Genomic DNA, 21,597 nt, shown 5'->3' on the forward strand with positions numbered 1-21,597 from the left:
GGCGCCGCGCGGGGCCGGCCGGGAAGCCGGTCGCGCCGGGGGCACGCCTGGGTGCGGGCGGGCGGGGCGGGTGACCGCCCTCGGCCGTGTCAGCCGTAGATCTGGTGAAGGTGCATGGGGGCAGCGTAGCCAGGCCGGCCGGCGACGGGCGAACGGTTTTTTCGTCGCCGGCGGGCCGGGGGCGCCTACGCGGCGGCCGGGCGGGTGATGACGTTGAAGAGCGTGCCGAACGGGTCGGTGATCTCGGCGATACGGCCGTACGGCAGGTCCGACGGGGTGCCGGCGGTGCCGCCCGCGGCGACCGCGCGCGCCACGAGGTCGTCGGTGTCCGCGACCTCGAACACGGTCTGCCAGCGGGCCGCGGGGGCCGCCGGATCGCCGAAGACTCCGCCGACCTCATGGCCGTCGGGGCGGCGCAGGAAGGTGAAGTCGAAGTCGGGGGGCAGGGTGTCGTTGCCGTCGAGCGTGAAGTCGAATGCGCCGGTGTAGAAACGGCGGGCGGGCCCGGGGTCCGGGGCGACGAGGTCGTTGCGTACCAGCGTGCACGGCTCGTTGACCAGCTCGCAGCCCGGCAGCGTACGCCCCTGCCAGAGGCTGAAGTGGGCGCCGACCGGGTCCGCCACAACGGCCGTGCGGCCCAGGTCGGCCACGTCCGACGGCGGCGCGAGCAGCGTCCCGCCGCCGTCCGTGATCCGCTTGGCCGTGGCGTCGCAGTCGTCGGTGGCGAGGTACATGTGCCACCAGGACTCGCCCTCGACGTCCGCGGCGGAGGCGGCTCGCAGCGCCGCCACCCGCCGCCCGCGCAGCAGACACATCGTGAAGGGGCCGGTCGCCGTCGAGCGCTCCGCGTACTCCCAGCCGAACAGCGCGCGGTAGAACGCCTTGGCGCGGTCGAGGTCGGGGACCGCGAGATCGATCCATGTGGGCGTTCCGAGCGGCTGGTTGGTGCTGATCTCGCTCATCGTCGGCTCCTCGTCTGTTCGCATGCGCGGTGACACGGGCGAAGCCGACGTTAGCGAGGGTCGAGGACAGAGGATGTCCTACTTGGGAACGTCGCCGGTGAGACGAGCGATGAGCAGGGCGATCCGCTGGTCCTGATAGCCGTCGCCGTCCCGCAGCCGGCTGTCGCGGTCGAGCGTGACCAGGCCGTGCAGCGCGCTCCAGCCGACCTCGGTGAAGGTCTCGGGGTCATCGTCCGGCCCCGCCAACGGGCCGAAGACCGCGAGGAGTTCGACGAAGGCGTCCTTGAGCGGCTGCGGGGAATCCATGCTGCCGAAGGAGAGGTCGGTGGCGAGCGTGAACATCGCGTCGTAGAGCGCCGGGTTGGCGCGGGCGAATGCGGCGTACGCACGGGCGACGGCGAGCAGCGCGGCGTGCTGGGCGCGTTCGCCGGCGGCGGTCCGGGTGGGCTGGGTGGCCTGGGTGGTTTCGGTGGCCTCCGTGGCCTGGGTGGCCTGGGTGGCCTGGGTGACTTTGGTACGTGCCAGTCGGGTGGCCTCGGCCAGTTCGGCGAAGCCCTCCAGTGCCACCGCGTTGACGATCGCCCCCTTGCCCGCGAAGTGGCTGTAGAGGACCGGCTGGCTGTACTCGATCCGCTCGGCGAGGCGGCGGGTGGTGACCGCGCCCCACCCCTCGGTCTCGGCGAGCTCACGCGCCGCCTGAACGATCAATTGATGCCGCTGCGCCCGCTCGCGCTCGCGTCGCTGCGAAATACCCATGGGCAAAATTCTAGCACTGCTAGCCAATCGAGCGTTGACCGTGCTAGCTTCGCTCTCAGACCTAGCAGCGCTAGATTTCCTACACCTCCCGCAAACCGACCTCGCAAGACGGCCCGGCAAGACAGCCCCGCAAGACGAAGAGACCCCACCGAGTTGAGGAGTGACCCGCCATGTCGTTCACCCTGTCGCTGAAGAGCGTCGCCAACACGCTCACCGTTATCGCCTCCGTCGGCATCGCCTACATCGGCGTGAGCTATCTGATCGACCCGGCCGGCACGGCCCCCGGCTTCGGCCTCCCGGCCTGGCCGCACGGCGACGCCGCGGCGTTCCTCAACATCAAGGGCGTACGCGATGTCGCCACCGGCATCACCTGCCTCGCCCTGCTGCTCACGGGGCAGCGCCGCGCCCTGAGCACGGTCATGTTCGCCTTCACCCTCATCCCGCTCGGCGACGCCACCGTGATCCTCAGTCATGGCGGATCGCCCGCCGCCGCGTTCGGGATCCACGTCGCCACGGCCGCACTCGTCGCGGCAACGGGCTTCACCCTGCTGCGCACGAGCACACCCTCCGGGCGGACCGAGCAGACCTCCGCCACTGGTTCTATACAAGCGTCATAGACAAGCGTTTAAGACATCCGTATAGTCGGGGACATCGGTCAGCGAGTGCACCACGACCGAGCGCCGTCGCGACCGCGCGGCGCAGTCCACCAGGAGCACCACGGCCCCGAAGGGAACCCCGATATGTCCGGCACCGCCTCGTCCCCCCGCACCACACCCCGCACCGTGCTGATTTCCGGCGCGAGCATCGCCGGCCCGGCACTCGCCTACTGGCTGCACCGCTACGGCTTCGCCGTGACCGTCGTCGAGCGCGCCCCCGAACTGCGGACCGGCGGCTACAAGGTCGACATCCGTGGCGCGGCGGTCGAGGTGGCCGAACGGATGGGCATCCTCAAGGACATCCAGCGCGCCAGTACGGACATGCAGACCGGCGCGTATGTGAACGACGAGGGCAGGCGGATCGCCACCCTCCCCGCCGACATCTTCGGCGCCCGGGTCGGCCGCGACGACGAGATCATGCGCGGCGAGCTGGCGCGCATCCTCTACGACCGCACCCGGGCCGACGTCGAGTACGTCTTCGGCGACTCGATCACCTCGATCACGCCGATCGCCCCGCTCGCTCCGACCACTTCGATCACTTCGATCACGGGGCGCGCGGACGATCACCACGGCAGCACCGAGGCCGCCGCCGACGGCGTCGAGGTCACCTTCGAGCGGGGCGCACCCCGCCGCTTCGACCTCGTCGTCGGCGCGGACGGCCTGCACTCGACCGTCCGACGGCTCACCTTCGGCCCGGAAGAACAGTTCGTACGGCACCTCGGTGCGTATATCTCGGCCTTCTCCATGCCGAACGAACTCGGCCTGCACCGCGAGGAGTTGTACCACGCGGTGCCCGGCAAACTGATCTGCGCCTACAGCTCGGCCGGGGACCCGGCGGCCAAGGGCCTGCTGGTCTTCCGTTCGCCACGGCTGACCTACGACCACCGGGACACGGCACAGCAACTGGCCCTGGTGGAGAAGGCGTTCGACGGGATCGGCACGGAATCCTCCGCCGCCGGCGGCTGGCGGGAGGTCCCCCGACTGCTCGAAGCGGCCCACAAGGCGAGCGACTTCTACTTCGACGGGATGCAGCTGATCGAGATGGACCGCTGGTCGCGCGGTCGGGTGGTACTGCTCGGCGATGCCGCGCACTGCGCCTCGCCGGCGTCGGGGCAGGGTACGGGGATGGCGCTGGTCGGCGCGTACGTCCTGGCCGGGGAGCTCGCGGCGGCCGGCGGCGAGCCGGAGCAGGCCTTTGCGCGCTACGAGGAGCAGATGCGCGGCTACGCCGAGGTCAATCACGCACTGGCGCGGAAGTTCGCCCAGGAAATGACGGTGGACACACGGCGGCAGATCCGGTTCCGGCATCTGATGATGCGGATTCTCCCGCACATGCCGTGGAAGAACCTGGTCGCGAAGAAGATCGCCGAGGATGTGCAGCGCGGCGCCCATGCGATCACGCTCAAGGACTATCCGGTGCCGGGCAGGGCCGCCCGTCCCGCTCCGGCCGCCGCCCGCCCCGCGTACGCTGCCTGATTTGACTCCTCCCCCTCGTAAACGAGGGGGATTCCTAGCTCACGTCGCCTGCGGCCCAGCGGACCAACAGGTCTTACACGATCAGCGCTAGCCGGGTTGAAGACCAGCCCGGACCTGGGGGCACCTCCCAGCGGTAGCTGGGGGACATCACGCGGGCGGAGTTCTTATCCCTGGGGGATACAGTTCCGCACGCGGTGCAGGCATACGTTCGTGTCGAGAGAGGTAGTGCGTGCTTGGTTCTTGCTCCGCACTGCGCACAGTCCATCGTGGTGTGCGCGGGGTGTACCAGATGCACGGACCGGCCGTGCTTGCGGGCCATCTCGACCAGCGCCGCCTTCGTGGCGCCGATGGCCGCATCCGCGGCCTTGCGGGCCATGGTGGACTTGGCCAGGAACTTCGGCCGGAAGTCCTCCACCGCCAAAGCGTCATGGTCGCGAACCACGTGCTTGGCCCTTCCCCAAGCTCTCGAACTCCGCTCGAGCAGGGGAGACCCCATTCGGGCAGTGTCCTGGCGCTGCCGGGCCACCTTCTTGTGCAGCTTCGCCGTCTGCTTCTTCGCGGCGTGGTAGCCCTTCGATCCGGGCTGCCCGCGCTTGGGCTTCCGTCGGGCCATCATCCGCTGATACCGGGCGAGACGCTGCGCGGCCTTCTTTCCATGCTGGGCATGCGGAAGGTCGTGGGCATCGGATGTGGTGGTCGCGGTCTCCTTCACGCCCCAGTCGATTCCGATCACCGCTCCGGCAACGGGCAGTTCCTCGGTCACCGTGGGGACAACAAAGCTTGCGTACCAATGCCCGATGCTGTCGCGGTAGACGCGCACACTGGACGGCGGTTTGGGCAGCTCCCGCGACCACACCACGGTCACCGCGATCCCGCCCGCCAGGTGCAGACGCCCGTCCTTCAGCCGGAATCCGCGCTTGGTGTATTCAAAGGTCGGCAGCGCCTCGCACTTCTTCTTGTACTTGGGCATCCCGGCCCGCTGCCGCATAGGCAGCCGGGCCTTGATGTCCTTGAGGGCTTTGGCGCGGGACTTACCGAAGTCGCGTATCAACTGTCCCCCAGCTACCGCTGGGAGGTGCCCCAGCTGAGGAACGCATGCACCCTCACGCAGCCACGGGATACGAGCACGCGCCTCGGTCAGCATCGTGGCAAGCTGCACCGGCCCGCAGGTCCGCTTGTCCACACCTTCGGGACGGGTCTTGTTCCAGGCCCCGACCTGCTTGGACTTGGCCACACACTCGTTCCACACCCACCGGCACCGGTCCCACTCGGCTTCCAGCGCGGCACGCGCGGTGGACGACAGGCGAAGACGGTAGGTGAACCGGGCATGCCCGCTCTCCCTGCCCGCCTCCGCTCCAGCCTTCATGAACATCAACCTACCGGGGAGGTAGGACAGTTGAGAACAATTGATCTCGGCGGGCTCCCTCACTACCGCGCCGGGTGGACGCCGATCCGCCCTGGCGGCGAATCGGCTTTCCCTGCCCCGCTCACGCGGGAGCTTCGTTTCCTCACCCGGCTAAAGCCGGGCGTATCCACGAAGGAGACCCGATGACCGATCATCCCGAGCCTCAGGACACGCCGGACGCCGTGCCGACCGATGCCGCGGAGGGCCGCTCCGACGATGCGGACGGCCGCGCGTTCCGTGAGCTGCTGCGCGGGCTGCGGGTGTGGGACATCGAGCTGCCGTCGTTCGACCCGGCGACGGCGCCGGCCGAGCCGCTGCCGCTGTTCCGGCAGTGGCTGCGGGAGGCCGCCGAGGCCGGCCAGCCGGAGCCGCACACCATGACACTCGCCACGGCGGACGCGGCCGGCGTCCCCTCCGTACGCACCCTGATGCTGCATGACGCCGATGAGCGCGGCTGGCACTTCGGCTCGCACCGCGGCAGCCGCAAGGGCCGCGAACTCGCCGAACGGCCGCGGGCGGCGCTCGGCTTCTACTGGCCGGCGGTCGGCCGCCAGGTGCGGATCCGGGGGACGGTGACCGCGGCGGACCCCGAGGAGAGCGCGGCCGATCTGCACCGCCGCTCCACGGGCGCGCTGGCCGCGGCGCTGGTCGGCCGGCAGAGCGAGGTGCTCGGCTCGCCCGAGGAGCTGGCGCGCGCCTCGGACGCCGCATGGGAGCGGGCCTGGCGCGAACCGGACGCACCGGTGCCGAGCTGGACGCTGTACGTACTGCGCCCCGACGAGGTCGAGTTCTTCCAGGGCGACGCGCAACGCCGCCACCTACGCCTCAACTACCGTTACGAGAACGGCCGTTGGACGCAGGAGCTGCTCTGGCCGTAAGCCGCCGGGGCCGGCCCGGGGAGCCGCCCGCCGCGCCGGCGCTCTTCCGCCCTCACAGCTGCTGATACATGATGTGCAGCCCCACATAGCCCTTGGTGGGGTGCAGGAAGCCCTCGGGGAGGGTCGTCATGATCTTGAATCCCAGGGACTTCCAGAGGGCGACGGCACCGGTGTTGGTCTCCACCACGGCGTTGAACTGCATCGCGCGATAGCCCTCGGCGCGCGCCCAGGCCAGCACATGTTCGCCCAGGGCCCGCCCGACGCCGCGGCCGCCGTACTGCGGATCGACCATGAAGCTGGCGCTGGCGATGTGCGAGGCGCCGCCCATGTGGTTGGGGTTCATCTTGGCGGTACCCAGCACCGCCCCCGAGTCGTCGACGGCGACGACCGTACGGCCGGGCGACTCCAGCAGCCACATCTCGCGCCCCGCCGCCTCGTCGAGATCGCGCGGGTAGGTGTAGGTCTCCCCCGCCGCCACGATGGCATGGAAGAAGGGCCAGATGGCGGGCCAGTCGGCCGCGGTCGCTTCACGAATCAGCACGGCCACAGCATGACGCGGGGCGAGGCCGGGCGCCACCGGAAATGGGGGCGGTGGCGCCACCGGAAATGCGGGCGGTGGTGGCGCCGGGTCACGCGGGACGGAAGACGGGGACGGCGATCCCGCCACCCTCCTCGCCCCCCACGCCCCCCACGCTCCCCTGGCTTCCCTCGCTCCCCCCGCTTCCCTCGCTCCCCCCGCTTCCCTCGCTTCCCTCGCTCCCCTCGCTCCCCTCGCTCCCCTCGCTCCCCTCGCTCCCCTCGCGACGGAAGTGCACCACGAGCGGCATCCCGATCCGCAGCCCGGCCTCCGGGCAGTCGGTGATCTCGGTCATCATCCGTGGCCCCTCGGCCAGGTCGACCACGGCCGCGACGTACGGGACCCGGTCACCGAACGGCGGGAGGTCGTTGCGGTGCACGACGGACCACGTATAGAGGGTGGCGCGGCCGGTAGCCGGCTCCCAGACGACGTCCTCGCTCCAGCAGTACGGGCAGAACTCGCGCGGATAGTGGTGAGCCGCCCCGCACCCCTCGGCACGGCAGCGCCGCAGCAGCAGCCGCCCCTCACCCGCCGCGTCCCAATAGGGCCGGGTGAAGGCATCCACCTCCGGCAGATCGAACCGCGCCACACTCCGCGCCGAACCCCGTACCGCAGCGGCCCCGGCAGTAGCACCAGCCCCGGCAGTACTGCCGGCACCGGCAGCCCCCGCATCCCCCGCCCTCACTGGAACACCCCCACCACATCGTCCAGCGACCACGTCTGCCAGCTCATCGCGAACAGTGCGACCAGGGAGATCAGCGCCATCATCGCGTTCTGCCCCTGCTCGGCCCAGTCGTGGATCATCAGCACCAGATAGAGCAGGTTGAGCACCAGGCCCCCGACCAGCGCGATCGGGGTGAGAAATCCGAGGACGAGGCCGAGCCCCAGGGCGAGTTCGGCATAGACCACGAGGTACGCCATCGCCTTGGCCCGGGGCCGTACGACCTTGTCGAAGCCGCTGCGCACCACACCCCAACGGTGCTTGCCGGCCACGTCCGCCGCCCACGCGATGCCCGTACCGCGTTCGAACCAGCCCTTCTTGTCCTTGTGGCGCCAGCTCTCCAGCCACCACAGGCCGAGGCCGATGCGGAGCACGGCCAGCCACTCGGCCCCACCGAGCCAGATCGTCTGCATCGCGCACGCCCTCCCACTACCGCACCGGACGCACGGAGCCGGCGCCGCACACCGCGCTCCCCGCGCACCCGCCGCTCACCATTCGCTGACGGTACGTCAGTTCAGCTGATCCGCCCCGCCCGGCGCAAGAGGCCGACCCGACCCGCCCCGCCGGGGGCGCCGGTCAACCTTTCCCCTGCAGCCCCATTCCTGACATGCCATCAGTTCAGTAATCTGACTATGCGTCAGGTCAATGAGAGCCGTCACACAGGAGCGGGCGTCTGCGATGCTTGGATCGACTCACGGCACCCTCACCACTCACTCCCGGCCGGCCCGCGTCGTGGCCTGCGGGGAGCAACCACCACACACCGTCCACGGCAGGAGCGCACCGCACGGCCGCGGCGGCGGACAGGGCGCCGACGGCGTGGTCGACCGGGATGTCAGCGGTCGGCCGTTGCACGCTCCGGTGCCCGACCTGGACCGGTTCTTCCGGCCCGGGTCCGTGGCCGTGATCGGCGCCTCGGACAGCGAGGGCCGCCCCAACACCGGTATCACCCGCCAGCTGATCGCCTGGGCGGAACGCGTCGGCGCCCGGCTCCACCCCGTCAATCCGGGGCGCACACAGGTCTTCGGCCGGCCCTGTCACGCCACCGTCGCCGATCTGCCGGAAACCGTCGATCTCGCCGTCCTGCTGGTCGGCGACCCGCTGCCGGTCATCGAGCAACTCGCCGAGGCCAAGGTGAAGTTCGCGGTGGCCTTCGCGTCCGGATTCGCCGAGACCGGGGAGCACGGGGCGGCCGCCCAGGCGCGGCTGGCCGAGGCCGTCGAACGCTCCGGCCTGCGGCTGCTCGGCCCGAACACCAACCTCAACGCCTTCGAGAAGTTCCGTGCGGACCTCGACGGCCCGGCCATCGCCCTGATCACACAGTCAGGCCACCAGGGCCGGCCCGTCTTCGCCCTTCAGGAACTGGGTATCCGCCTCTCGCACTGGGCACCCACCGGCAACGAGGCCGATCTGGAGACCGCCGACTTCCTCTCCTACTTCGCCACCCGCCCCGAGGTCGGCGCCATCGCCGCGTATGTGGAAGGCCTCAAGGACGGCCGCAGCTTTCTGCTCGCCGCCGACCGCGCCGCCCGCAACAAGGTCCCCGTCGTCGCCGTCAAGGTCGGCCGCACCGAGACCGGTGCCCGGATGGCCGCCTCGCACACCGGCAAGCTCACCGGCGCGGACGGCGTCGTGGACGCCGCGATGCGGCAGTTCGGCGTGATCCGGGTGAACGGTCTCGACGAGTTGCAGGACACCGCGGCGCTGCTGGCCCGCGCCAAGAAGCCCACCGCCGAGGGCATCGCCGTCTATTCGATCTCCGGCGGCACCGGCGCCCACTTCTCCGACCTGGCCACCGCAGCGGGCCTGCGGCTGCCCACCCTCGGCGACGCCAAGCAGGCCGAACTGCACCAGTGGATACCGGACTATCTCAGCGTCGCCAACCCGATCGACAACGGCGGGCACCCGGTAGGCGACTGGCGCGGCCGCAAGATCATCGACGCGATTCTGGCCGACCCGTCCATCGGCGTACTGATCTGCCCGATCACCGGCCCCTTCCCGCCGATGAGCGACAAGCTCGCCCAGGATCTGGTGGACGCGGCGGAACGGACCGACAAGCTGGTGTGTGTGGTGTGGGGCTCGCCGGTCGGAACGGAGGACGCCTATCGCGGCACCCTCCTCGGCTCCTCGCGGGTGGCGACCTTCCGCACCTTCGGCAACTGCATCACCGCCGTACGCGCCTATCTCGACCACCACCGTTTCGTCGCCGACTACCGCTCCCCCTTCGACGACGCCCCGCGCGTGCTCTCCCCCTCCGCCCGCAAGGCGCAGGCCCTGATGCGCCCGGGCCAGCAGCTCAGCGAACACGCGGCGAAGCAGCTGCTGCGCGCCTACGGCATCCGCGTACCGCGCGAACAGCTGGTGACCAGCGCGGCGGCGGCGGTACGGGCGGCGAGCCTGGTCGGCTATCCCGTGGTCGTGAAGGCCTCCGGGCCGCAGCTGGCGCACAAGACCGAACTCGGCCTGGTCAAGGTCGGGCTGACCTCGGCCAGCCAGGTCAGGGACGCCTACCGCGAGCTCACCGATATCGCGCGCTACGAGGATGTCCCGCTGGACGGCGTACTGGTCTGCCAGATGATCGAGCGGGGTGTGGAGATGGTCGTGGGCATCACCCACGACAGCCTCTTCGGGCCGACCGTGACGGTCGGCCTCGGCGGGGTGCTCGTGGAGGTTCTGCAGGACGTCGCGGTGGGCGTACCGCCCTTCGGGGAGGACCAGGCGCGCGCGATGCTCGGCGAACTCCGCGGCCGCGCCCTCCTGGACGGCGTACGCGGCGCGCCGCCCGCGGATATCGACGCGCTCGTCGAGGTCGTTCTGAGAGTGCAGCGGATGGCTCTCGAAATGGGCGAGGAACTGGCCGAGTTGGACATCAATCCGCTGGTGGTCCTGCCTCGTGGGCAGGGTGCGGTGGCGCTCGACGCACTCGCCGTCTGTCATGGAGAGCGCATACACGACCCTGCGCACCGCACGGCGTAATCGCCCGTACGCACCCGACCGCACCCTCTGGAGCCACTCCCCCATGACACCCTCACCGTCCCCCGGTTCCGTTCCCCCCGCCGAGCCCGCCGGCCCTGCCTCGCCCGTCGAGCCCGTCGATTCATTGGTACAGCACGCCACTGACAACGGCGTTCTGTGGATCACGCTCAACCGGCCGGCCGCGATGAACGCCGTCACCTGGGACCAGCGCGAACGCATCATCGGCCTGCTCGCCGACGCCTCGGCCGACCCGGACGTACGGGCCGTCGTCCTCACCGCGACCGGCAAGGGCTTCTGCGCCGGCGCCGATCTGCGCGGCTCACCGTCGACGGGCGAGCGGGTCTCCGGCGATGTCGCCCGGATGATCCGACGCGGCGCCCAGCGGTTCATCGGCGCGGTGCTGGACTGCGAGAAGCCGGTGATCGCCGCCGTCAACGGCACAGCGGCCGGGATCGGCGCCCATCTCGCGCTCGCCTGCGATCTGGTGCTGGCCGCCGAATCGGCCCGTTTCATCGAGGTGTTCGTCCGCCGTGGACTGGTCCCGGACGGCGGCGGCGCCTATCTCCTGCCGCGGCTGATCGGGCCGCAGCGCGCCAAGGAGCTGATGTTCTTCGGGGACGCCGTACCGGCCGCCGAGGCCGAGCGGCTGGGACTGGTCAACCGGGTGGTCCCCGACGGCGAGTTGACGAAGACGGCCCGGGAGTGGGCGGAGCGGCTGGCGGCCGGTCCGACCCGCGCACTGGCCCTGACCAAACAGCTGGTCAACGCCTCGCTCGACGCCGACCGGGCCGCCGCCTTCGCCGCCGAGGCCACCGCCCAGGAGATCAATATGACGACGGCGGACGCGCAGGAGGGGGTCGCCTCGTTCGTGGAGCGGCGCGGCGCGGCGTACCGGGGACGGTGACCGGTACCCCTCCCAGCACCCCACGGGTCTACGCCACCCCGGCGGGGCCTACTACACCCCGGTGGGACATACCGGCACTTCACGGGTGTTACGCGTCCGCACCCCCGGCAGCCACCCCTGCACCCCCTGCCCGCTGATGACCAGATACCAGCGGGTGGAGGTGATGCCCGCTTCGTCGCGGACCATCCGGCCGTCGGTGACCACACAACGCGCCGACAGGTCATCGCCGTGCCAGACCCGGCCGGCGGCATTGTCGCGCGCGGCGTACGTGGTGCGCGGATCCCTGGCCAGCCGTAGCGCGCACTCCAGGGAGCGGCCCGCGCGGCAGGCCTTTTCGCTGTTGTAGACCGTGATCTTCACCGTCGGGGGCGGCCCCGCCGGCTGCAACGTGACAGGCCCCGGGCGCACCAGCCACCACACCCCCAGCGCCACCGCTGCCACCGCCGCCGCCACCGCGAGCGCGACCACGTACGGCCGCCTACGGGGCAACGGGGCCAGGGCGGGCGCCGGCCGGACGTCGGGCTCCTTGATGCGGTCCCACAGGCCCGGCGGCGTCTCGATCTCTTCGTCCGCGCGCCGCAGCCGTGCGCGCAGCAGCGCCTCGGCGTCGTCCCCGGCGCCGTCGCCCCGGCCACCGCCGAAGCCCTGGCCGTCGCCGCCCGCTCCGCCGGTACCGCCCACGCCGCCGTCGTACCGTGGCCCCACACCCACCGTGCCGCTCACCGCCCCGCCTGCCCGTGCTCCGATTCAACGAGGTAGCCGCGCAGCCGGTCCAGCGCGCGGGCGCGATGCCGGGCGGCGGTGCCACGGTGCACCTTCATGATCTTCGCGGCCTGGTCGATGGTGTAGCCGTCGAGGTCGACGAGGATGACGATGCCGGCCTGCCGGTGCGACAACCGCCCCAGCAGACGCACCGCTTCGATCTCGGCATGCCGCCGCTCCACTCCACCGTCCCATCCGCCGGGCCCCGCGCCGGCGCCACCGCCCGCACCACCCGCACCGGCCTCCTCGACGCCCTCCATCGCGTCGACCAGCACCTGGCGCCGGTCCTTGCGGTAGGCGTCGCGCGCTACGTTCAGCACAGCGGTGAAGGCGTAGGCGTACGGCTCCGGATGGGCGAGGAAGCGCTGCGGGCGGGCGGCGAGTTTGAGGTACGCCTCATGCACCACATCCTCCGCCGACTGTCTCGATCCGGCCAGCATCACCGCTCGCCGGTAGAGCCGGGGCAACAGCCCGCAGAAGACCTCGTCGAAGGTGGGTGACGCGGCAGACGAAGCTGACGACGGTGTCGCATCGGCCATGTACCGGAACTCTCCCCCGTGCTCGGCTACGGGCGCGGCCGTGCCGGACGCCACCCGTGCGGACGACACGCAATCAGGAATCCACTCCCCACTCTCCCGCGAAACCACCGAAGATCGGCCCGGCCCACCGGCAAACCACACGTGCGGGTGGCCGCCGCTCCCTGCGACTTCACAACTGACGCTGCATCAGATTCAATTGACGTCATGATGGGACACGCTGGAATGGCGGCCACGGCCGTGCGGTACCTGCGCTCCGTCGGCGCGCCGACCACGGCCGCCCCACCGGCCACCGACCCCGCCGCGGCACTGCCCAGACCCGCGCTGCGCGCCGTCCGCGAAGACGAGCGCGCCCCCCTGGACCCGGCCGAATTCCGCTCCGTCCTGGGGCACTTCGCCAGCGGCGTCACGATCATCACGTCCCCCGGGGAGCCCGGCCCGGCGGGCTTCGCCTGCCAGTCCTTCGCCTCGCTCTCCCTCGACCCGCCGCTGGTGGCGTTCATGGTGGCGCGTACGTCGACGACCTGGCCGCGGATCGCCCGCGCCGGGGTGTTCTGCGTCAACATCCTCGGCGCCGGACAGGGCGAGCTGTGCCGCGGATTCGCGGTCAGTGGTGGCGACAAGTTCGCCGGCGTCTCCTACGGGCCGGCTCCGGCGACCGGTTCACCGCGGCTTGCGGAGGTCCCCGCCTGGATCGACTGCACGATCCAGGCCGTGCACACCGGCGGCGACCACCTGATCGTCGTCGGCCGCGTCGACGCCCTCGGCACGGACCGGGCCGCCGCGGAGTCCGGCCCGCTGCTCTTCCACCGGGGAACCTTCGGGCACTTCGGCCCGTGAGAGCGCGCGGCCCGGGCGGCGGCTGACGCCTCGTCGACGCTCCGTCGGCGCCTCGTTGGTACCTCGTTGGCGCCTCGTTGGCGCCTCGTTGGCGCCTCGTTGGCGCCTCGTCGACACCCCGTCGGCACCCCCTCAGCACCCCGTCGGCGCCTCGTTCGCGACGCGGGGTGCCCGCTACACCCGCCCACCCCCCGAAGGGGGGTGGGCGGCGGGGAAAAAACCTACCGGGGCCCCGAGCAGCAGGTAACAGGCCAAGACATCAGCGGCCTGGCTGCGGCCATCGNTACCGGGGCCCCGAGCAGCAGGTAACAGGCCAAGACATCAGCGGCCTGGCTGCGGCCATCGAGACGGCTGCCTATGCGCGATCTGAACGCGGCTCGGCGGTGCCGTCCGGGGTCGTTTCGGGTTTCGTGTGGAGGATTTCGCGGGCCTGGTCCGCGGCGCGGGCGATGCTCTCGGAGACGAAGTCGACGAAGCGGGAGATGTTCTCCAGGCGGGCGGCGGCCGGGGTGTCGGGGCCGAGGATGCCGACGCCCTGCCGGGCGACCTCGCCGAGGTGGGCGGTGGCACGGGCGCTGGCCATCGTGGATTGGTACATGACGTCGTCGTCGACGACGTAGCGCTCGCGGCGGCGTTCGTCGCGTTCCCGGCGGATGAGGCCCTGGCTTTCGAGGAACGCGATCGCTTTGGAGACGGATGCCGGGCTGATCTGGAGGCGCCCGGCGAGTTCGGAGGCGGTGAGGCTGCCGGCGTCGGTGGTGTAGAGGCTGGCCAGCACCCGGGCCGTCATCTTGGGCAGGCCCGATTGCATGAAGACGGTGGTGAACGTCTCCTCGTACTCGCGTACGGCTTCGGCATCGCGTCCGTGGGCCTGCGGGGGCGTGTTGGGGTCCCGGGGCGCGGCCTTTCTGCGGCGGTGGGCGCGGTGTTCGGTGGCGCGGTGGGCGAGGTCGGCGCGGTAGGCGGTGGGGCCGCCGTTGCGCATCACCTCACGCGTGATCGTCGAGGTCGGACGGTCGAGACGTCTGGCGATCTCCGCGTAGGCGAGCCCGTCGGCCAGCCCCAGCGCGATCTGCTGGCGTTCCTGCTGGGTGAGTCTGCCTCCCGGCATCGCGGTCTCCTTCGTGGTCCGTGGTGCCTCCAGGGTAGCGTTCACCCTCGATTCATTGCAACGACCAGGGCGGGGTTGTTGCATTAGATTTCAAAACCATTGCAACGAATTCACTGCTTCTACCTGCAGTTATGGCAATCATGCGCAACGAATCGATTGCCGCATCCAGAAATGCAACGTAGCTTTTCCCTCGTTCGAAACAACGAGCCGAAGGAAAACACCATGCAGAAGTTCGACACCCCCGCCCCGGTCTCCGCCGTCCTCGACATCCCCGCGGGACTCATCCGGTTCATCGCCGCCGACCGGGCCGACACCACGGTCGAGGTCCTCCCCGCGAACGCCTCCAAGAGCCGCGACGTGAAGGCGGCGGAGCAGACCGAGGTCGCATACGGCGACGGCGTCCTGCGGATCAAGGCCCCGGAGGCGAAGAACCAGATCCTCGGCGCTTCCGGATCCGTCGAGGTGACCGTCCAGCTGCCGGCCGGCTCCCGCATCGAGGCGAAGGCGGCCAGCGCCGAACTCCGGGGCGTGGGACGGCTCGGCGACGTCGCCTTCGAGGGCGCGCAGGGCTCGGTCAAGCTCGACGAGACCGGAAGCGCCCGCCTCACCCTCCTCGCCGGCGACGTCTCGGTCGGCCGCCTGGGCGGCCCCGGCGAGATCAGCACCCAGAAGGGCGACATCCGGGTCGCCGAGGCCGTGCGCGGCACGGTCACGCTGCGCACCGAGTCCGGCGAGATCTCGGTCGGCGCCGCCCGCGGAGTCTCCGCCTCCCTGGACGCCGGCACCTCCTACGGCCGGATCCACAACGCGCTCAAGAACACCGAAGGCGCCGCCGCCCAGCTCAACATCCACGCGACCACCGCCTACGGCGACATCACCGCCCGCAGCCTCTGACCCACAGCCTCCGAAGGAGCAGCATCATGACGAACCCGGCCATCGCGGCGAACGGGCTGCGCAAGGCATCCGAAGACAAGATTGTGCTCGACGCCGGGGCGGCCACACCCGGGGTGGCCGCCCCGGACAGCGGGGCCGTGCCGAAGGCCGCTGCCGGGCAGGATCGCCCGGAGCTACAGAAGGCTGTCCAGGCGTTCGTCGATTCCGGTTTCGCCGGGCTGCAGCTGCGCGTGCACGATCAGCGGGGCGAGTGGGTCGGCAGCGCCGGGGTGCGCAAGCTGGGCGAGAGCGCGGAGCCGCCGACGAACGGGCAGTTCTGGGCGGGCAGTGTCACCAAGACCTTCACCGCGACCGTGGTGTTGCAGCTGGTGGCCGAGGGCGAGATCGGGCTGGACGCCTCGGTGGCCGGCTACCTGCCCCATCTGGGGCTGGACCGGCGGATCACCGTGCGGATGCTGCTGCAGCACACCAGCGGGCTGTTCAACTACACCGGCGAGTACTACGACGACGGGACGGTCGTGGCGGGGATCCCCGCCACGGGCAAGGAGTGGGTGGACAACCGGTTCCGCACCTACCGGCCGCAGGAGCTGGTACGACTGGCGTTGTCCAAGCCGGCGCGGTTCGCGCCGGGGACGGACCAGAACTACTCCAACACCAACTACACGCTGGCCTTGCTGCTGATCGAGAAGGTCACCGGCCGCTCCTACGCCGAGGAGATGCAGCGGCGGATCCTGCAGCCGCTCGGGCTGTCGGGCACCGTGGTGCCGGGCACCCGGACGCAGATCCCCGGGCCGCACGCCCACGGCTACTACCGCTACCAGGACGCCGACCAGTGGAAGACGACCGACGTCACCCGCCAGAACCTCTCCCTGCTGGCCGGCGCCGGTGACATGATCTCGACCACCCACGATCTCCACACGTTCATCTCCGCGCTGATGGGCGGCGAGCTCCTGCCGGCCCCGCTGCTGGCCGAGATGCGCACGCCGCATGGGAAGCTCGGCTACGGCCTCGGGCTGTTCGTGCAGGACCTGGGCCCGGACTGCGGCGGCACCGTCCTCCAGCACAACGGCAGCCCCCCGGGGGGCTACGGGGCGCTGATGTACAGCTCGCCCGACGGCAGCAGGACCCTGACCGCCTCGCTGACCACCGGGGACGCCGCAATCGACCTGGCGCAGGAGTTCCCGAAGGCCCTGGAGAAGCTCTTGAAGGAGGTGTTCTGCGGCGGGCAGGCCGAGGTGGCCGACAAGGCCGAGCCGGCCCAGTAGACGGGGCCGAACACCGCGGACCCGTACGCCTTGAGGGTGGACTCCTTGCGGTCGTCCATCCCCACCCCGTTCCACGTACATCACCCCTGCACCAGGGATCATGCACCGCTCGGAGCAGGACCCCGGCGCCGGGGCGGTCTACGCGGTGGCCGGCTGCCCGTCCGCCGCGCCCTCGCGCCGCTGCCGGATGACCAGCGCCATCAGGGCCGCGACGGCGCAGAGCGCGCCGGAGGTGTACCAGACCGGGTTGTACGTGCCGAAGACGTCGCGTGCCAGGCCCCCCAGGAAGGCGATCAGGGCGGCGCCCACCTGGTGGGCGGCCAGCACCCAGCCGAAGACGATCGCGCTGTCCTCGCCGTAGTGCTCACGGCACAGGGCGATGGTCGGCGGGACGGTGGCCACCCAGTCGAGGCCGTAGAAGACGATGAAGAAGACCATCGGCGGATGGACGGTGTCGGACAGCAGCAGCGGCAGGAACATCAGCGACAGTCCGCGCAGGCCGTAGTAGACGGCGAGCAGCCGGCGGGTGTTGAAGCGGTCGGTGAACCAGCCGGAGGCGATGGTTCCGGCGATATCGAAGATGCCGATCACCGCGAGCAGCGAGGCGGCCGCCGGCATCGGCATGCCATGGTCGTGCGCCGCGGGCACGAAGTGCGTCTTGACCAGGCCGTTCGTCGTGGCGCCGCAGATCGCGAAGGTGCCCGCCAGCAGCCAGAACGGACCCGTACGGGCAGCGGAGACGAGCGCCCGCACCGCGCGCCGGGCCGCGCCCCGTTGTGGCGGCGGCTTGGGCACGAACTCCGTCGCCCCGTACGGCGCGAGGCCCACATCCGCCGGGTGGTCGCGCAGCAGCAGCCACACCAGCGGGACGACGGCGAGCGCGGCGAGCGCCACGGTCACCGCGGCCGGCCGCCAGTCGTGCCGGTCGACGATCCAGGCCAGCAGCGGCAGGAAGACCAGCTGCCCGGAGGCGCCGGCCGCGGTGAGAATGCCGGTGACCAGCCCGCGTCGCTCGACGAACCAGCGGCCGGTGACCGTCGCGGCGAAGGCCAGCGCCATCGAACCGCTGCCCAGCCCGACCAACACGCCCCATAGCAGGACGAGTTGCCAGCTCGCGGTCATGAAGACGGTCAGCCAGGCGCCGGTCGCGATCACCATCAGGGCCACGGCGACCACCCGCCGGATGCCGAACCGGTCCATCAGGGCGGCGGCGAACGGCGCCGTCAGCCCGTAGAGCGCGAGGTTGACCGACACCGCGAAGCCGATGGTGCCGCGCGACCAGTGGAACTCGGCGTGCAGCGGGTCGATGAGCAGGCCGGGGAGGGAGGCGAAACCGGCCGCGCCGATGATCGTGAGGAAGGTGACGGCGGCGACGGACCAGGCCCGGTGCGGGCGCCGGCGGCGGGGCACGGGGTCAGGGGCGGGGTCCGCCGTACGGAGCGGCAGTTCGGGTGTCTGGGTCACCGGAGCAGCTTCGTCCGTCGCCCCCGGCGGAACGAGTGGCCAGAAGGTCAGGGTTCGTCAGGATCGGGCCAGGGGTCTGGCGGGGAGCCGCTACCCGAAGGTCAGCACGCCCCGTGCCACCCGCCCATGATGCGCATCGTCCGCCGCCTTCGCGAAGTCCTCCACGGGATACGTCCTGGTCACCAACTCATCGAGCAGCAGCCGCCCTTCGCGGTACAGCCGGGCGTACAGCGCGATGTCCCGCTGCGGCCGCGCCGACCCGTAACGGCACCCCAGGATCGACTTGTCCAGATACATCGACGACACCAGGAACGACGCCTCCGCGGTGGCCGGCGGCACCCCGAGCAGCACCGCCTGGCCGTGCCGGTCCAGCAGATCGATCGCCTGCCGGATCAGCCGGGTGCTGCCCACACACTCGAAGGCATGGTCGGCGCCCGTCGGCAGGATCTCCTTCACCGCCTTGGCGCTGTCCCCCGTCGCCGACGCATCGATGAAGTGCGTCGCCCCGAACTGCCGCGCCACCGTCTCCTTCGCGGGGTTCGCATCCACCGCCACGATCGTCGACGCCCCGGCGATCCGCGCCCCTTGCAGGACGTTCAGCCCGATGCCACCGGCCCCGATGACCACCACCGAGTCCCCGCGGTCCACCTTCGCCCGGTTGAGCACCGCCCCGACGCCGGTAAGCACCCCGCACCCGATCAGCGCGGCCGACGTCAGCGGTATGTCCTCGGCGATCTTCACCGCCTGCACCGCCTTGACGACCGTACGCTCCGCGAACGCCGAGTTCGACGCGAAGTTGAACAGCTCGGTCCCGCCGCGCCGGAACGGCTTCCCCGGCATCCCGATCGCCTTCCGGCACATCGTCGGCCGCCCCCGGTCGCACTCCGCGCACGCCCCGCAGTTGGCCAGCGTCGACAGCGCGACATGATCACCCGGGGCCACATGGCCGACGCCCGCGCCCACGGCCTCGACCACTCCCGCGCCCTCATGCCCCAGCACCACCGGCACCGGAAACGGAATGGTCCCGTCGATCACCGACAGATCGCTGTGGCACAGCCCCGCGGCCCGGATCCCGACCAGCACCTCGCCCGGTCCCGGATCCCGCACCTCCAGATCGTCCACGACCCGGGGCTGTTCGCCGTCGAATATGACGCCTCTCATCACCGCTCCACTCTGGGCAGGCCGAGCACACGCTCGGCGATGATGTTGCGCTGGATCTCGTCCGAGCCGCCGTAGAGGGTGTCGGCCCGGGTGAACAGGAACAGCCGCTGCGGCGCATCCAGTTCGTACGGCGCCTGCGCGGTCCAGTCGACGGGCCCCAGCGCGGCCGCCGCCCCCCGCACCCGCATCGCCAGCTCCCCGAGCCGCTGATGCCAGCCGCCCCACAGCAGCTTCGCCACACTCGGTGCGCCCGCGTCGCCGGCCGCACCCAAGGTCCGCAGCGCGTTCCACCGCATGACCTTCAACTCCGCCCACTGCCGTACGAGTTGATCGCGCAGCACCGGGTCCCGCAGCTCTCCGCCACGGACCGCGGCCGCCACCACCTCCGCCAGCTCCGCGGCGAACCCGATCTGCTGCACGAGCGTGGACACCCCGCGCTCCAGCGCCAGCAGCCCCATGGCGACCCGCCAGCCGGCCCCCTCCCCGCCGACCACATGCCCGGCCACCGCGCCGTCGAAGAACACCTCGTTGAACTCCGCCGTCCCCGACATCTGCCGGATCGGCCGCACCTCTATCCGCCCCGGCTGATCCATCGGCACCAACAGGAACGAAAGCCCCCGGTGCCGCCGCTCACCCGGATCGGTCCGCGCCAGCACGAAGCACCAGTCGGCCTCCCTGGCCAGCGAGGTCCAGATCTTCTGCCCGCTGATCCGGTACCCGGCCCCGTCGCGGACCGCCACCGTCCGCACCCCGGCCAGATCCGATCCCGCGTCCGGCTCGCTGTAGCCCTGGCACCACAGCTCCTCGCCCCGCGCGACGGCCGGCAGAAACCGCCGCCGCTGCGCCTCGTCCCCGTACGCGATCAGCGTCGGCGCCAGCAGGTTCTCCCCGATGTGCCCCACCCGCCCCGGCGCCCTGACCCGCGCATACTCCTCGGCCCACACCACCTGCTGCGTCAGACTCGCCGCACGATTGCCGTACGAGCCCTCCGCGCGGTCCCACCCGAGCCCGATCCATCCACCGCGCCCCAGCTCCCGCTCCCACGCCCGCCGCGCCTTCGCCCCCTCATGCTCACTCCCGGGCCGCCCTTGCCCCGCCAACTCGGCGTAGGCACCTACGAGATGCCCCTCAAGCCACTCCCGGGCCTCCGCCCGGAACTCCTCGTCCCCGGCCCCGAAATCGAAGTCCACACCAACCTCCCACGCCCGCCCCCACCGACCTCCCCGAACCACCCACCCACGGGAGGTGGCGGGCCCAACAGCCCCGCGCAGCGGACAAAGAAAACCAACGGCGCCGCACCCGGCAACGCGGGCAGCCCACCTACTGGTTCGGCCGCGCCTTCACCGCCGCCGCAGCCGCCATCGCCGACAACTGCGCCAGCATCGGCATGGGGTCGGCCCCCACAGACCCCGGCACCACCTCCGCGACCCGCTCCGGCGTCCACCCGCCTTCGTCGGCATACACGGAGCGAAGCTCCCTCGGCTGGGCCCACACCGCGATCTTCGGCCCCGCGACCGTATAGACCTGCCCGGTGACCTCCCGGGCCCGCTCGCTCAGCAGATAGACGACGAACGCCGCCACATCCTCCGGCTCGCCGATCTCCTTCAGCTCCATCGGCACATTCGCCGACATCCGCGTCCGTGCGACGGGCGCCACCGCGTTGGCGGTCACTCCGTATTTGTGCAGGCCCAGCGCGGCGCTCCGCACCAGCGAGATGATCCCGCCCTTCGCGGACGCATAGTTGGCCTGGGACACCGACCCCTGATGGTTTCCGCTGGTGAAGCCCACAAGGGTGCCGGACCCCTGGCGCCGCATCACCGCGGCCGCCGCCCGGAACACCGTGAACGTCCCCTTCAGATGGGTGGCGACCACCGGGTCCCACTCGTCCTCGGACATATTGAAGAGCATCCGTTCCCGCAGGATCCCGGCCACACACACCACACCGTCGATCCGCCCGTACTGCGCCAGCGCGGTGTCCACGATCCGCTGGCCGCCGGCCATGGTGGACACATCGTCGGCGACCGCGGTCGCGACGCCTCCCGCCGCCTCGATCTCCTTGACCACCGCGTCGGCGATCTCGCTGCTCGGCTCTCCGCCCTCGATCGAGACGCCGTAATCGTTGACCACGACCCGTGCGCCGTGCGCGGCGCAGGCGAGCGCGACGGCCCGCCCGATGCCCCGTCCCGCGCCCGTGACGGCGACCACCTTGCCGGCCAAGAAGTTCCCCATGCCGCGCCCCTTCCCGCACTTTCTGAC

Annotated in this window: 21 protein-coding genes; 8 read left to right on the forward strand and 13 right to left on the reverse strand. The window is 71.1% G+C overall.

Annotated elements, in window-relative coordinates; translation table 11 throughout:
• Positions 1-185: 185 nt before the first annotated feature.
• Together DY245_RS30930 and DY245_RS30935 are read right to left on the reverse strand one after the other, a co-directional pair.
• The gene (locus tag DY245_RS30930; RefSeq protein ID WP_128510506.1) at positions 186-962 is read right to left on the reverse strand and encodes a VOC family protein; all 777 of its coding nucleotides are present in this window, start codon (positions 960-962) and stop codon (positions 186-188) included.
• Positions 963-1,040: 78 nt separating this feature from the next.
• Positions 1,041-1,718: a TetR/AcrR family transcriptional regulator gene (locus DY245_RS30935; RefSeq protein WP_128510507.1), complete on the reverse strand. Its 678-nt coding sequence runs from the start codon at positions 1,716-1,718 to the stop codon at positions 1,041-1,043.
• A 170-nt stretch (positions 1,719-1,888) separates the two neighbouring features.
• Here DY245_RS30935 and DY245_RS30940 point away from each other — a divergent pair, with 170 nt between their 5' ends.
• The gene (locus tag DY245_RS30940) at positions 1,889-2,335 is read left to right on the forward strand and encodes a DUF4267 domain-containing protein (protein ID WP_128510508.1); all 447 of its coding nucleotides are present in this window, start codon (positions 1,889-1,891) and stop codon (positions 2,333-2,335) included.
• Between the two features lie 123 nt (positions 2,336-2,458).
• Positions 2,459-3,850, forward strand: coding sequence for an FAD-dependent monooxygenase (locus DY245_RS30945; protein ID WP_128510509.1), 1,392 nt, complete (start codon positions 2,459-2,461; stop codon positions 3,848-3,850).
• Positions 3,851-3,923: 73 nt separating this feature from the next.
• Here DY245_RS30945 and DY245_RS30950 read toward each other — a convergent pair whose 3' ends face one another.
• Entirely contained in the window at positions 3,924-5,216 is a 1,293-nt protein-coding gene (locus tag DY245_RS30950; protein WP_128510510.1) for an RNA-guided endonuclease InsQ/TnpB family protein, read from the reverse strand.
• A gap of 182 nt (positions 5,217-5,398) precedes the next feature.
• On the opposite strand from DY245_RS30950, the gene DY245_RS30955 reads away from it, so the two are divergent.
• Positions 5,399-6,133 carry a pyridoxine/pyridoxamine 5'-phosphate oxidase gene (locus DY245_RS30955; RefSeq protein WP_128510511.1) on the forward strand — a complete coding sequence of 245 codons (735 nt, stop codon included), beginning with the start codon at positions 5,399-5,401 and terminating at the stop codon, positions 6,131-6,133.
• Between the two features lie 52 nt (positions 6,134-6,185).
• On the opposite strand, the gene DY245_RS30960 is transcribed toward DY245_RS30955, so the two are convergent.
• The 3 genes from DY245_RS30960 to DY245_RS30970 all read right to left on the reverse strand — a co-directional run bounded on the left by DY245_RS30960 (position 6,186) and on the right by DY245_RS30970 (position 7,844).
• On the reverse strand, positions 6,186-6,674 hold the full coding sequence (locus tag DY245_RS30960) for a GNAT family N-acetyltransferase (protein WP_128510512.1): 489 nt from the start codon (positions 6,672-6,674) through the stop codon (positions 6,186-6,188).
• Between the two features lie 88 nt (positions 6,675-6,762).
• A complete protein-coding gene (locus DY245_RS30965) occupies positions 6,763-7,299 on the reverse strand; it encodes a Zn-ribbon domain-containing OB-fold protein (RefSeq protein ID WP_181923956.1) in 537 nt (178 codons plus the stop codon).
• Positions 7,300-7,391: 92 nt separating this feature from the next.
• Positions 7,392-7,844, reverse strand: a complete 453-nt coding sequence (locus tag DY245_RS30970) for a DoxX family membrane protein (protein WP_128510514.1) — start codon at positions 7,842-7,844, stop codon at positions 7,392-7,394.
• A 265-nt stretch (positions 7,845-8,109) separates the two neighbouring features.
• Here DY245_RS30970 and DY245_RS30975 point away from each other — a divergent pair, with 265 nt between their 5' ends.
• Positions 8,110-10,404: an acetate--CoA ligase family protein gene (locus DY245_RS30975; protein WP_128510515.1), complete on the forward strand. Its 2,295-nt coding sequence runs from the start codon at positions 8,110-8,112 to the stop codon at positions 10,402-10,404.
• A 43-nt stretch (positions 10,405-10,447) separates the two neighbouring features.
• A complete protein-coding gene (locus DY245_RS30980; RefSeq protein ID WP_128510516.1) occupies positions 10,448-11,308 on the forward strand; it encodes an enoyl-CoA hydratase/isomerase family protein in 861 nt (286 codons plus the stop codon).
• A 51-nt stretch (positions 11,309-11,359) separates the two neighbouring features.
• Here DY245_RS30980 and DY245_RS30985 read toward each other — a convergent pair whose 3' ends face one another.
• Together DY245_RS30985 and DY245_RS30990 are read right to left on the reverse strand one after the other, a co-directional pair.
• On the reverse strand, positions 11,360-12,031 hold the full coding sequence (locus DY245_RS30985; protein WP_128510517.1) for a hypothetical protein: 672 nt from the start codon (positions 12,029-12,031) through the stop codon (positions 11,360-11,362).
• On the reverse strand, positions 12,028-12,609 hold the full coding sequence (locus DY245_RS30990) for an RNA polymerase sigma factor (protein ID WP_128510518.1): 582 nt from the start codon (positions 12,607-12,609) through the stop codon (positions 12,028-12,030). The genes DY245_RS30985 and DY245_RS30990 overlap by 4 nt, the downstream gene beginning before the upstream one ends.
• 222 nt (positions 12,610-12,831) lie before the next feature.
• Here DY245_RS30990 and DY245_RS30995 point away from each other — a divergent pair, with 222 nt between their 5' ends.
• Entirely contained in the window at positions 12,832-13,446 is a 615-nt protein-coding gene (locus DY245_RS30995; protein ID WP_128510531.1) for a flavin reductase family protein, read from the forward strand.
• A 355-nt stretch (positions 13,447-13,801) separates the two neighbouring features.
• Here the strand turns inward: DY245_RS30995 and DY245_RS31000 are convergent, their stop codons facing one another.
• Positions 13,802-14,557 (reverse strand): GbsR/MarR family transcriptional regulator, encoded by a 756-nt coding sequence (locus DY245_RS31000; protein ID WP_128510519.1) that lies wholly within the window; start codon positions 14,555-14,557, stop codon positions 13,802-13,804.
• Positions 14,558-14,779: 222 nt separating this feature from the next.
• Here DY245_RS31000 and DY245_RS31005 point away from each other — a divergent pair, with 222 nt between their 5' ends.
• Entirely contained in the window at positions 14,780-15,451 is a 672-nt protein-coding gene (locus DY245_RS31005; RefSeq protein ID WP_128510520.1) for a DUF4097 family beta strand repeat-containing protein, read from the forward strand.
• 26 nt (positions 15,452-15,477) lie between these two features.
• On the forward strand, positions 15,478-16,716 hold the full coding sequence (locus DY245_RS31010; RefSeq protein ID WP_128510521.1) for a serine hydrolase domain-containing protein: 1,239 nt from the start codon (positions 15,478-15,480) through the stop codon (positions 16,714-16,716).
• 138 nt (positions 16,717-16,854) lie between these two features.
• On the opposite strand, the gene DY245_RS31015 is transcribed toward DY245_RS31010, so the two are convergent.
• The 4 genes from DY245_RS31015 to DY245_RS31030 all read right to left on the reverse strand — a co-directional run bounded on the left by DY245_RS31015 (position 16,855) and on the right by DY245_RS31030 (position 21,570).
• The gene (locus DY245_RS31015) at positions 16,855-18,180 is read right to left on the reverse strand and encodes an MFS transporter (protein WP_128510522.1); all 1,326 of its coding nucleotides are present in this window, start codon (positions 18,178-18,180) and stop codon (positions 16,855-16,857) included.
• 90 nt (positions 18,181-18,270) lie between these two features.
• Positions 18,271-19,341: a Zn-dependent alcohol dehydrogenase gene (locus DY245_RS31020; protein ID WP_128510523.1), complete on the reverse strand. Its 1,071-nt coding sequence runs from the start codon at positions 19,339-19,341 to the stop codon at positions 18,271-18,273.
• Positions 19,341-20,531, reverse strand: coding sequence for an acyl-CoA dehydrogenase family protein (locus tag DY245_RS31025; RefSeq protein ID WP_128510524.1), 1,191 nt, complete (start codon positions 20,529-20,531; stop codon positions 19,341-19,343). Before DY245_RS31025 ends, DY245_RS31020 begins: the two co-directional genes overlap by 1 nt.
• A gap of 130 nt (positions 20,532-20,661) precedes the next feature.
• Positions 20,662-21,570 carry an SDR family oxidoreductase gene (locus DY245_RS31030; RefSeq protein ID WP_128510525.1) on the reverse strand — a complete coding sequence of 303 codons (909 nt, stop codon included), beginning with the start codon at positions 21,568-21,570 and terminating at the stop codon, positions 20,662-20,664.
• Between the last annotated feature and the right edge of the window lie 27 nt (positions 21,571-21,597).

The organism is Streptomyces inhibens (genome assembly GCF_003389455.1).
Taxonomy (GTDB): Bacteria; Actinomycetota; Actinomycetes; order Streptomycetales; family Streptomycetaceae; genus Streptomyces; species Streptomyces inhibens.